At 73.1% G+C, this 11,494-nt stretch carries 8 protein-coding genes and 2 pseudogenes; 5 read left to right on the forward strand and 5 right to left on the reverse strand.

Annotated features, from left to right (window positions below; genetic code table 11):
- Nucleotides 1-141: 141 nt before the first annotated feature.
- Nucleotides 142-984 (reverse strand): nitrilase-related carbon-nitrogen hydrolase, encoded by an 843-nt coding sequence (locus tag IG54_RS0136490; RefSeq protein ID WP_030795236.1) that lies wholly within the window; start codon nucleotides 982-984, stop codon nucleotides 142-144.
- A 312-nt stretch (nucleotides 985-1,296) separates the two neighbouring features.
- Between IG54_RS0136490 and IG54_RS0136495 the strand changes: the two genes are divergently transcribed.
- Nucleotides 1,297-3,006, forward strand: coding sequence for a bifunctional 3'-5' exonuclease/DNA polymerase (locus tag IG54_RS0136495; RefSeq protein ID WP_030795239.1), 1,710 nt, complete (start codon nucleotides 1,297-1,299; stop codon nucleotides 3,004-3,006).
- Nucleotides 3,007-3,067: 61 nt separating this feature from the next.
- Here the strand turns inward: IG54_RS0136495 and IG54_RS42715 are convergent.
- The 3 genes and pseudogenes from IG54_RS42715 to sigJ form a co-directional block, all read right to left on the reverse strand.
- Nucleotides 3,068-3,466: pseudogene (locus IG54_RS42715) on the reverse strand (hypothetical protein); the annotation flags it as partial.
- Nucleotides 3,467-4,243: 777 nt separating this feature from the next.
- Nucleotides 4,244-5,215: pseudogene (locus IG54_RS41710) on the reverse strand (AfsR/SARP family transcriptional regulator); the annotation flags it as partial.
- A gap of 34 nt (nucleotides 5,216-5,249) precedes the next feature.
- Nucleotides 5,250-6,182 (reverse strand): RNA polymerase sigma factor SigJ, encoded by a 933-nt coding sequence (gene sigJ, locus IG54_RS0136515; RefSeq protein WP_030795247.1) that lies wholly within the window; start codon nucleotides 6,180-6,182, stop codon nucleotides 5,250-5,252.
- Between the two features lie 218 nt (nucleotides 6,183-6,400).
- On the opposite strand from sigJ, the gene IG54_RS0136520 reads away from it, so the two are divergent.
- The 4 genes from IG54_RS0136520 (at nucleotide 6,401) to IG54_RS0136535 (ending at nucleotide 10,088) form a co-directional block, all read left to right on the forward strand.
- Nucleotides 6,401-6,874 (forward strand): carboxymuconolactone decarboxylase family protein, encoded by a 474-nt coding sequence (locus IG54_RS0136520; RefSeq protein ID WP_030795250.1) that lies wholly within the window; start codon nucleotides 6,401-6,403, stop codon nucleotides 6,872-6,874.
- A gap of 152 nt (nucleotides 6,875-7,026) precedes the next feature.
- On the forward strand, nucleotides 7,027-7,851 hold the full coding sequence (locus IG54_RS0136525) for an endonuclease/exonuclease/phosphatase family protein (RefSeq protein ID WP_199809642.1): 825 nt from the start codon (nucleotides 7,027-7,029) through the stop codon (nucleotides 7,849-7,851).
- Nucleotides 7,852-8,061: 210 nt separating this feature from the next.
- On the forward strand, nucleotides 8,062-9,480 hold the full coding sequence (locus IG54_RS0136530; RefSeq protein WP_051820447.1) for a sensor histidine kinase: 1,419 nt from the start codon (nucleotides 8,062-8,064) through the stop codon (nucleotides 9,478-9,480).
- Nucleotides 9,444-10,088: a LuxR C-terminal-related transcriptional regulator gene (locus IG54_RS0136535; RefSeq protein ID WP_030795259.1), complete on the forward strand. Its 645-nt coding sequence runs from the start codon at nucleotides 9,444-9,446 to the stop codon at nucleotides 10,086-10,088. Before IG54_RS0136530 ends, IG54_RS0136535 begins: the two co-directional genes overlap by 37 nt.
- A gap of 489 nt (nucleotides 10,089-10,577) precedes the next feature.
- Here IG54_RS0136535 and IG54_RS0136540 read toward each other — a convergent pair whose 3' ends face one another.
- A complete protein-coding gene (locus tag IG54_RS0136540; RefSeq protein ID WP_030795262.1) occupies nucleotides 10,578-11,354 on the reverse strand; it encodes an SDR family NAD(P)-dependent oxidoreductase in 777 nt (258 codons plus the stop codon).
- Nucleotides 11,355-11,494 lie beyond the last annotated feature (140 nt).

Genomic DNA, 11,494 nt, shown 5'->3' on the forward strand with positions numbered 1-11,494 from the left:
GTCGTGGGGGCTGGGGTGAGGGAACGGGCGGGTGCGGGGTCGGGGGCGGGACGGTAACGCAGTATCAGGGAGCGCGGTATCGGGGAGCGCGGTAGGGGATGGCACCCCGGGAAAGGAGGAGAGGCCCCTTAAGGGGCGGGGTCAGCTGTCGCCGCCCTCGTCGATCAGGCGGCGCACCTCGCGGTCGACCAGGCCGAGCCGCGCCTCGGCGACCAGCGGCACAGCCCTCCGCTGCCGCCGCGCCTCGTGGACGTCGATGTCGACCGTCACCAGCGCCGCCTCCCACTTCGGCGCCTGCGCCACCACCGTGCCGCGCGGGTCGACGACGCGGGAGCCGCCCCAGAAGGAGGCCCCGTTCTCGTTGCCGACCCGGTTCACGAAGACGACCCAGCATTGCAGCATGCGGGCGGTGTAGGAGAGCAGCGTGTCCCAGTACAGGCCCGTGTCCATGGCCTCGGGGTCCAGGCTGGCCGCGCTGTTCGTCGGTACGACGATGACCTCGGCGCCGTCCTGCACGGCGAGCCACGGCAGCACGGGCTGCCAGGCGTCGTTGCACACGAGCGTGGCGGCCCGGCCGTGCCCGTCGGGCAGGTCGTACGCGCGCAGGTGCTGGCCGGGACTGACGTGCTTGCGCTCCTCCCAGGCCAGGTAGTTGGGGAGGTACAGCTTCCGGTGCGCGTGCAGGAGCCGGCCCCGCGCGTAGTACGCGGAGGTGTTGTAGGCCCGCAGGGCGGTGTGTTCGTGCAGGCCGACCACGACGTCCGGGCCGCCGGGTACCGCCAGGGCGAGGAGGCGGGGGTCGTCGGTGGTGATGGACGTATCCCGTTCGAGGCCGCCCAGGTGGTAGCCGTGCAGGCTCAGTTCGGGGAACACGACGAGGTCGGCGCCCTGGGCCGCGGCCTGGTCCACCTGGTCCCGCGCGGTCTCCAGGTTCTCGCCGACCTCACCCAGGGCGCAGTCGGTCTGAGCCAGCGCCACTCGCATGGATCGAGCCTCCCAGCGCCCGTCGGGCCGCGCACGCCGGGAGCGTCCGCAAGGGGGCGCCCCGGGGGGCAGGGAGGCGCCGGGGGCGGGGGCGGGGAGGCGCCGGGGGAGCGCGTCCGGGAGGAGGCTCCCGGGGGGAGGCTCCCGGGGGGAGGCGCGGTGCCGCCCGCGTACGCGGATGCCCGCAACCGGAGCCGAGGCGAGCCCCCACCATCAAAGGCGCCCCGCGCCCAAAGCGGCCCGCACCCAAGGCGCCCCGCCAGCAAAGGCGCCCCGCCAGCCAATGTCAGACCCCGATGCCACACTCCCCTCATGACCGACCGCTGGGCCATCACCGCAGTCGAGGGCGGGGGCGCGGACCTCGTCCCCCTCGGCGGCGACGGCCTGCCCGCGGGGCCCGTCGTCCGGGAGGCCGACCTCGCCGAGGCCGTGCGGAAGCGGAGTGACGTCGGACGGTGGGTGTGGCGGTCCACCGCCGCGCTGTACCCCCGCCTGCTCGCCGCGGGCGCCCGCGTCGAGCGGTGCTACGACATCGAGGCCGCCGAGCTGCTGCTCCTCGGCCACGAGGGCCGCCTCGGCGAGCCCCGCTCGGCGGCCGCCGCCCTGGCCCGCCTGCGCAACGCCCCCGTACCCCCCGATCCCCCGCCGCGCGCCGCCGAGCCCGGCTCCCAGGACTCCCTCTTCGAGCCCCGCCCGGGTGGCACCCCCGTCACCCTGGCAGAACTCGTCGAGGTGTACGCGCACCAGCAGCGAAGACACGACGCCGCCGCCCACCCCGGCCGCATGCGCCTGCTCACCGCGTCCGAGTCGGCGGGCATGCTGGTGGCCGCGGAGATGAACGCCTCGGGCCTGCCCTGGCGTGCCGACGTACACCGCGCGCTCCTGACCGAACTGCTCGGCGAGCGGTACGCGGGCGGCGGTGAGCCCCGCCGCCTCGCCGAGCTGGCGGACGAGGTGTCCGCCGCGTTCGGCCGTCGGGTCCGCCCGGATCTGGCCGCCGACGTGGTGAAGGCGTTCGCGCAGGCCGGTATCAGGGTGAAGTCGACGCGGCGCTGGGAGCTGGCGGAGATCGACCATCCGGCGGTGCGGCCCCTGATCGAGTACAAGAAGCTGTACCGGATCTGGACCGCGCACGGCTGGAGCTGGCTCCAGGACTGGGTGCGGGACGGCCGCTTCCGGCCCGAGTACACGCCCGGCGGCACGGTCAGCGGCCGCTGGACGACGAACGGCGGCGGGGCGCTCCAGATCCCGAAGGTGATCCGCAGGGCCGTTATCGCCGACCCCGGCTGGCGGCTCGTCGTGGCCGACGCCGACCAGATGGAGCCGAGGGTGCTGGCGGCGATCTCCCGGGACCGGGGCCTGATGGAGGTGGCGGGCAGCGAGGAGGATCTGTACACGCGGCTGTCGGACCGCGCGTTCTCCGGCGACCGCGAGCACGCGAAGCTCGCGCTGCTCGGCGCCGTGTACGGGCAGACGTCGGGCGACGGCCTGAAGAACCTGGCCGCGCTGCGCCGCCGCTTCCCGCTGGCCGTCGCGTACGTGGACGAGGCCGCGAAGGCGGGCGAGGAGGGCCGGCTCGTACGGACCTGGCTGGGGCGGACGAGCCCGCCGGCGGCCGGGGCCGGTGAGGACGACGAGGCGGGCATTCCCCAGGAGGGCCCGCCGGCCGCGGACGGACTCCCTTCCTCCGAGGGGGAGTTCACTCCCGGGTACGCGTCGACCAACGCTCGCGCACGCGGCCGGTTCACCCGCAACTTCGTGGTGCAGGGCAGCGCGGCGGACTGGGCGCTGCTGATGCTGGCCGCCCTGCGGCAGGCGATCGCCGCGGGCGGGATGCGGGCCGAGCTGGTCTTCTTCCAGCACGACGAGGTCATCGTGCACTGCCCCGCCGAGGAGGCGGACGCGGTGGCCCGCGCGGTGCGCGAGGCGGGGGACCTCGCGGGCCGGATCGCTTTCGGGGAGACGCCGGTCCGCTTTCCCTTCACGACGGCTGTCGTGGAGTGCTACGCGGACGCGAAGTGAGTGGGGTGAGAGTACGGGGCGGTGAGTGGAGGGAGCGAGGTGAGTGAAGTGACCGCAGTGCTCAGTCCGCTGTAAGCAGGGTCCTCAGTTCGTCGGTCACGTCGCTGTCCGTGCCGTCGAGGACCGCCAGCGCCGACCGCCACTGCTCGTACGCCTCTTCGTCGCGCCCCTCCGCCCGCAGGAGGAGCCCCCGCTGGTGGCGTGCCAGGCCCGTCATACGGGCGTCACCTCGGCGTTCGGCGCGGTCCAGCAGCGCGGCGCACTCACGCGTCGCGTCCTGCACGCGGGTCAGGCCACGCAGGGCGCGGACCAGACCGAGACGGGCCTGGGCCTCGCCGTGCCAGTCCTCGTACTCGCCGTGGCCGCGCAGGCTCTCCTCGAAGTGCGCGAGGGCGGCGGCGGGTTCGCCGAGGGTGAGGTGGGCGTAGCCGATGTTGCGGTGCGCGGACCGGCGTACGAGATCCACCGACTCGTCGCCGGGCCGGTCTCCGGACCGGTCGCCGGGCCAATCTCCGGACCGATCTGCGGACCGATCTGCGGACCGACCTCCAAACCGGTCTGCGGGCTGATCTCCGGACCGGTCGCCGGGCCAATCTCCGGACCGGTCTGCGGGCCGATCTCCGGACCGGTCTGCGGGCCGATCTCCGGACCGGTCTGCGGGCCGATCCGCGGGTCGGTCTGCGGACCCATATCCAAGCCGGTCTGCGGACCGATCTCCAAGCCAGTCTCCGGACCGGTCTGCGGGCCGATCTCCGGACCAACCTCCGGACCGATCTCCGAGCCGGTCTGCGGACCGGCCTCCGGGCCGATCTCCGGACCGATCTCCGGACCGATCTCCGGGCCGATCTCCGGGCCAATCTCCGGACCGATCTACGGACCGATCTCCGGACCGACTTGCGAGCCGATCTCCAAGCCAGTCTCCGGACCGGTCTGCGGGCCGATCTCCGAGCCGGTCTGCGGGCCGATCTCCAAGCCGGCCTGCGGGCCGGTCCACGGGCCGCTCTCCGGGCCGACCTCCAAACCGGTCTGCGGGCCGCTCTCCGGACCGGTCCCCGGGCCGATCTCCGAGCCAGTCTGCGGGCCGGTCCCCGGACCGATCTCCGGACCGCCGCCCCTCGGCCCGCCCCCTTGACGGCCCCGCACCCCGAGAACCACCCGCGCTCTCGCGCCGCCCCCGCAACACCTCCTGATGTGCGTCCCTTACGGCCGCCCCCGGTTCCACCCCCAGCTCCTCCACCAGCTTGCGGCGCAGTTCGCGGTGGGCGGCCAGGGCCTCTGCCTGGCGGCCCGTGCGGTGCAGGACGAGCATCAGCTGGCGGTGGAAGGTCTCGCGGAGCGGGTGTTCGGCCACCAGCGCCGCCAGTTCGGGGGCGAGCGCGGCGAGACCGGTGCCGAGTTCCAGTTCGGCGTCGTAGCGCCATTCGAGGGCGAGCAGCCGCGCTTCCTCAAGGCGCGGTACGAGGGAGTGGTCCGCCAACGGGTCCGGCAGCCCACTGAGCGGCCTCCCGCGCCACAGCGCGAGCGCGTCCGCGACGGAGTCGACGACCCGCGTCCAGTCCCGCTCGGCGTGCGCGGCCCGCGCCCGCGCGACCTGGTGCTCGAAGACGCGTACGTCCAACTCGCCCTCTCTGACCCGCAGTCGATACCCGGGCGGCACCGCGTGCAGCCGCTCAGGGTCGTCGAGGAGGCGCCGCAGCCGCGTCACGTGGTTCTGGAGGGAGGCCCGCGCCGAGGCGGGCGGGGAGTCTCCCCACAGCGCGTCCTTGAGGGCGTCGAGCGGGACGGCCCGGTCCGGATCCAGGAGCAACGCGGCCAGCAGCGCACGCCCCTTGGCGCTGCGCACGGGGCGCGGCTCACCCGTGGCGTCGTACAGAACAGGCGTACCGAGCAGCCCGAACCGGAGCCCGAATCGGAGCCCGTCCGACGCGCCGGGCCTCGGCCCGTACCCCGCCCCGCCTCCTTGCCCGGCCCGCAGTTCGCCCCGCTCACTCACGCCGTCTCCCCGTACCGAACGTCGCTTATCAGCCGACCGTTGGCCATATGTTAGCGATCTGTTGGCGGGATCTGATGTGATCACTACATCGGACCTGACCCGCCGGTACTCGCGCAACGCGCGTAGCTCGGGGGAGTGTCGCCGCCGCGGTCGGGTCCGGGGGCAGAGAGAGCCTCGGTCGGCGGAGGTGAGCGACCGGGGCTCTTGTCCTGCCATGACTCCTCCCGCGCCCTGCGCCCCGAGGACGACCTCAGCACACCCCCCAAGGCCGCAACTTCTCGGGGTTCCGTACCGCCCAGAAGCCCTTGATCCGGTCACCCACGAAGTCGAACGCGATCACCGTCGTGGTAACCCCGCCCTGCTGGACCACCAGCCCTGGCTCGCCGTTGACCGTCCGCTCCAGGAGGACCAGATCGCTCGCCGCGCCCGTGAGGGCGATCAGCATGCGCGCGATCCGCTCGCCGCCTCCCGTGGGCGGCGACGCGTTGACCCGGCCTCCGCCGTCGGCGAGCCCGAGGGCGTCGGGGTCGAGAAGCCCGATGAGGGCTTCGATGTCCTTCGCCTCCCACGCCTGTTTGAAGTCCCGCACGAGGCGTGCGCGCCGGGCCGCCGGGGTCGGGGCCACGGCGGCGTGCGACGCGCGGACGCGGCGCCGCGCCGACGAGGCCAGCTGACGGCACGCCCCCTGACTCCGGCCGACGATCTCCGCGACTTCGGCGAAGGAGTAACGGAACACGTCGTGCAGGATGAACGCGACGCGCTCGGCCGGGGTCATCGACTCCAGTACGACGAGGAACGCCATGTTGACCGACTCGTCGAGCGTGACCCGGTCGGCCGGGTCGGCCGTCGCGCCGCCGCCACGCCCGTCGGCCCACTCCGTGTGATCGGGCACGGGTTCCGGTATCCACTCGCCCACGTATCTCTCCCGCCGCGCCCGCGCCGAGCCCAGCAGATCGAGGCAGACGCGACTGGCGACCCGCGTCAGCCAGCCGCCGGGGGACTCGACGGCCGCGCGCCGCTCCGGGGACATCGCGTACCAACGGGCGTACGTCTCCTGTACGACGTCCTCGGCGTCCGCGAGGGAGCCGAGGAGCCGGTACGCGAGATTGATCAGCTGCCGACGCTCACTCGTGACGGCACTCAGGCCCGGATCGGCCGGGACGGTCGAATCGGTCACATCGATCGGGACGGTCGGATCGGTCGGCTCTGGCTGGGTCCTCAAGGTGTAGCTGCTCCCTCGGCCGCGTCGGCGCTCACTCACTGGCTCACCAGTACGACGGACCGGTCCTCCGGAATGTGACGTGGGCCGCGCCACCTCACATTCCGGCGCGCTGCCTCGTCGTACTGCTGGGACGCACCCGAACGCGGCGGACGACCGCCGCACCCACAAAGGAGATCGCCATGGAAGCCCGTCTCGACATCCACGCCAATCCGGTCGCGGTCAAGGCCGTGAAGCATCTCGCCGCGGCGGGGAATGTGATCAAGGAATCGTCGCTGTCCGCCACGACCCGGGAGCTGGTGCTGCTCCGCACCAGCCAGATCAACGGCTGCGGCTTCTGCGTGGACATGCACACCAAGGAGGCCGCCGAGGCCGGGGAGAGCGCGGTCCGTCTCAACCTCGTCGCCGCCTGGCGGGAGGCCACGGTCTACACCCCCGCCGAGCGTGCCGCCCTGGAGCTGGCGGAGCAGAGCACCCGCATCGCCGACGCGGCAGGCGGCGTCACCGACGAGGCCTGGGCGGACGCCGCCAAGCACTACGACGAGGACCAGCTCGCCGCCCTGGTGGCGCTCATCTCCCTCATCAACGCCCTGAACCGCATGAACGTCATCACTCAGCAGCCCGCGGGCGACTACACGCCCGGCCAGTTCGGGTGACACAGACATCCGAACCCGGCTCGGCCGCCGTCGAGTTGACGGCGGCCGGGCCGACCCGCGCGGCGAGTCCGACCAGGGCCCTGATCAGCCCGAGGGAGAGGAATGTGATGGCGCCGAACCCGGCAGCAAACCCGGCGGCAACTCTGCGCGTCGTGACACTGAACGTATGGAACGACCGTGGCGACGCCACCGCGCGAGCCGCGTTGATCAACGCCGAACTGCGGCGACTGGCACCGGATCTCGTCGCCTTCCAGGAAGTCCTGCCCGGCCAGCTGCCCGCCTTCCTCGACGGGAACGGGCTGCACGGCACCCATCAGTCGCGGACGGCCGCGACGGCACCCCCTCGTGTGGACCGTTACGGCGGCACCGCGATCGCGACGCGGCAGCCGCACCGCATCGTCGAGGCCCTCGACCAGCGTGGCGCGAGCGCCCCCGACGTTCCCTGGCTCACGCTGGCGGCACGGGTACCGACGGCCGAAACCGGCGGTGAGGAAGTCCTGTTCATCGCCCCCACCCTGTCCTTCCGCCTCGAAGCCGAAGCCGAACGGGAGCGCCAGGCCATCGGCCTGTGCGACCTGGACGCCCGGCACCGCACCACCCTGCCCACGATCATCGCCGGAGATTTCAACGCGGATCCCGACGCGGCCTGCATCCGGTACCTGACCGGCCGGCAGTCCCTCTCGGGGCGCGGCACGCACTTCCACGACGCGTGGGAGGTCGCGGGATCCGGCCCCGGCCACACCTGGTCGTGCGACAACCCGAACGCGGCCGAGGACATCGAGCGCCTGGTCCGCCAGCCCGGCCACCACCGCCGTATCGACTACATCTTCGTCGGCTCACCGCACGCCCACCCGAACGCCTTCGCCCGCGTCCGTCGCGCCGAACTCGCCTTCCACAAGCCCGTGGACGGCGTCTGGGCGAGCGACCACTACGGAGTCGTCGCGGATCTGGAAGTGGGGGTGCTCGCACACCCCTGAGCACCGTCCCCCCGCCTCCTCCCCTCCTCCCTCCCCGCGAAAAGGGGAGTTTTCACCACCGACTTCCGCCCACTGACCGCCCCATAATCGGCGGGACAGGGCCTACGGAGACTTGCCGGACGACGCCGGACCACGCCGGGAGACGGCGGAGGGCCCACGGACGTACGGGATTTCGGGATTACGGGATTACGGAAGTGCAGGGGGAGCACCATGGCCAGGACCCAGACCCAGACCAAGAACCAAACCGAGGCCCAGGGCCGGAAACGGAAGCCGCCCCCACCTCCCGTCCCCCGCGGCGCCTTCAAACGCTCCCTGCTCCTGTGGTCCCTGTCCCTGCGGGCGTTCTGGCTCTCGCTCTGGACGACCCACGCCCACGCGCTCTTCATGGGCGGCGCCCGCACCAGGCTGCTCCCGACCGCCGTCAGGAGCGTGCGGAAACTGGCCGACCAGCAGCGAAGGCTGGCCGAGGAGTGGTCGGGACGGGACTTCCCCGCTCCCTACCGCGAGGTGCCCGTTGGGGCCCAAGATCTGGCGCTGCGAGCCCAGTTGGCGGGCAAGGAGGGCCAGGTCTGGCGGGACTGGCGGTGGGCGAACCTCGACCCGTACGTCGGCGGGCCGATCGCCTTCATCCCGCTCGCGCTCGTCCTCAGCGGGGTCTGGGGACTCGTCACCGCGGTGTTCGGCGTGCAGCTCTCCCGCGAGTGGGACAGCGTCTGGTACCTGTTCATCCCGGTGCGGAACTGGCCGACGGCCGCTCTCGCGGGAGTACTGGGCGCCGTCCAGTTCCCGCTCGCGTTCCGCTGGGCCGCGCCCTGGGCCGTACGCCTCCACGAGCGTTATCTGCGCGCGATGCTCGTCCCCAGTGAGAGCGAACTGCGCGCGGAGATGGCCGAGATGGCCGACCGCATCGACCACCTCACCACGACCCGTTCCACCGCTGTCGACACGCAGATGGCCGAGATCCGCCGGATCGAGCGTGACCTGCACGACGGTGCCCAGGTCCGCCTGGTGGCGATGGGCATGACGCTCGACGCCGCCGAGCACCTGCTCGAATCGAACCCCGAAGCCGTGCGCGCCCTCCTCGCAGAGGCCCGCGAGAACTCCGCCAAGGCCCTTCAGGAACTGCGCGACCTGATCCGCGGGATCCACCCGCCGGTCCTCGCGGACCGCGGCCTGGCCGACGCCGTACGTTCCTTGGCGCTGATCAGCCCGATCAGGACCGAGGTGCGGGCCGACCTGCCCGCGCGCCCCGAGCCACCGGTGGAGTCGGCCGCGTACTTCGCGGTCTCGGAGCTGATGGCCAACGCGGCGAAACACTCCGGTGCCGCGCGGGCCTGGATCGACATCCGCCACGAGTCGGGGCACCCGGCCCCCGGGGTGGACGCCCCTGACGCGGACACCCCCGGCACGCACGCACCCGAGGGCGCTGCCGGCACCCTCCGCATCACCGTCACGGACGACGGCCGCGGCGGCGCCGACCCGGCGTGCGGCTCAGGCCTGCGCGGAATCGAGAGGCGGCTGGCGATGTTCGACGGCGTCCTCGCCGTGAGCAGCCCGCCCGGTGGCCCGACCCTGGTGACGCTGGAGGTGCCGTGCGCGTTGTCCTCGCCGAAGACCACTTCCTGCTGAGGGACGGCCTCGCCCGCCTCCTCACCGCCTTCGGGCACGAGGTCGCCGCGGCCGTCGACAACGGCCCCGACCTGCTGGCCGCGCTCATGGACCTGCGGCCGGACATCGCGATCGTCGACGTCCGGCTCCCACCGGGCTTCAGCGACGAGGGCCTGCGGGCGGCCGTGGAGGCGCGCGGGCGGATACCGGGCCTGCCGGTGCTGCTGCTCTCCCAGTACGTAGAACCTCTGTACGCGCACGAGTTGCTGGCCACCGGTTCCGAGGGGGTCGGCTACGTACTGAAGGACCGGGTCTCGAACGGCGCCCAGTTCATCGGGTCGATCGAACGGGTCGCCGGGGGCGGTACGGCCATGGACCCCGAGGTGATCTCCCAACTCCTGGTCCGCAAGGCCCGCGACACCGCGATGGCGACGCTCACAGGGCGTGAGCGCGAGGTCCTGGAGTGCCTGGCGCAGGGCCGCTCGAACGCGGGGATCGCGGAGGCGCTGTACATCTCGGAGAAGGCCGTCGCCAAGCACATCGGCAACATCTTCCCCAAGCTCGGACTGCCACCGTCGGACACGGACAATCGACGTGTCCTCGCGGTCCTGGCGTATCTGGAGCGCTGAGGTCTGGGCCATTCGGCCAATGGGCGGCTGGGCTACTCGGCCGCTGGGCCGCTGGGCCGCTGGGCCGCTGGGCCGCTGGGGCTGGGCCTGGACAACTGAGTTCCGGCCCGGTGAGGCCTGGGCCGGGGGCGGGCAACCCCGGAGGCGACCAGGCACGGGGGCGACCAAGCCCGGAGACGGCCAGGCGCCGGGGGTGACCGGGCGGGCTGCGGCGCCCGGGGATGGCCAGACCCGGTGGCGCCCAAGCACGGGGACGACCAACCCCGGAAGCGACCAGGCACGGGAGTGACCAACCCCGGAGGGACCAAACCCGGCGAGGGCCAAGCACGGCACGGCCCAGCCCGGAGGTGACCAGGTCCGGGGCGGGACCACCGGACCCGAAGCGACCGGACCCGGGCGACAGGCCCCAGGAACAACCAAGCGGGCCGCAGCCCCCGAGGCACGACCAGCCCCGCAACCGCCAGGCCGGCAGGCAGGCAGCCCCCCGCGCTACCAGCCAGGCCCCGCCCCCACCCCACCGTCCACCACCAGATCGGTACCGGTGATCCAGGACGCCGCGTCCGAGGCGAGGAACACGCACGCGCTGCCGATGTCCTCGGGCCGGCCGAGACGGCCGAGCGGCGCCGCTCTGCCCCACCGCTCCACGCCCTCCGGCCACTCCTCGGCGAGGCCGGGCCGGTCGACGAGGCCGGGCGAGACGCTGTTGACGCGGATGCCGAGCGGCCCGTACTCCAGCGCGGCCGAACGGGCGAACATGATCAGGGCAGCCTTGGACGCGCTGTAGTGGGCGTGGCCCGGGGCGGGACGCGAACCCTCGATGGACGCGATCTGCGTGATCGTGCCGCCGCCATCCTGCCGGGCCATGAGCTTCGCCGCGGCCTGGGTGCAGCAGAACGCACTGGTCACATTCGCCTCGGCGAGCCGCCGCCAGTCCTCGGCCGTCATATCGGCGAGGCTCAGCACGGGCTGGATCCCGGCGTTGTTGACCAGCGCGTCAAGGCGCCCCCGCCAGGCGTACGCGGCTTCCACGAGGCGATGGCACTCCTCCTCCCGGCTCAGGTCCGCCGCCAGGGCGACGGCGTCACCGCCCGCGCCCCCGATCCGCTCGACCAGCTCCCGGGCCCGCGTCTCCCCCCGCCGGTAATGCACCACGACCGCGGCCCCCGCCTGCGCGAACCGCCACGCGATCCCGGCCCCGAGCCCCCCGCTGGCCCCGGTCACCAGGACGATGCGCCCGGCCAGCCGGGGCAAGGTGTCGTCCCCCAGCCCCTGCCGAGCGCCGACCCGCTCCACCCCTTCCTCACTCACAGCCCACCACCTCCCCCATCGCACTCACCGCGCCCACCGAGCCCACCGCGCTCACCGCCCCCTTCACCACCAGTCGCCCCCTCCTCCCTCACCGATGT

This window comes from Streptomyces sp. NRRL S-920 (assembly GCF_000717945.1).
In the GTDB taxonomy this organism is placed as follows: domain Bacteria; phylum Actinomycetota; class Actinomycetes; order Streptomycetales; family Streptomycetaceae; genus Streptomyces; species Streptomyces alboniger.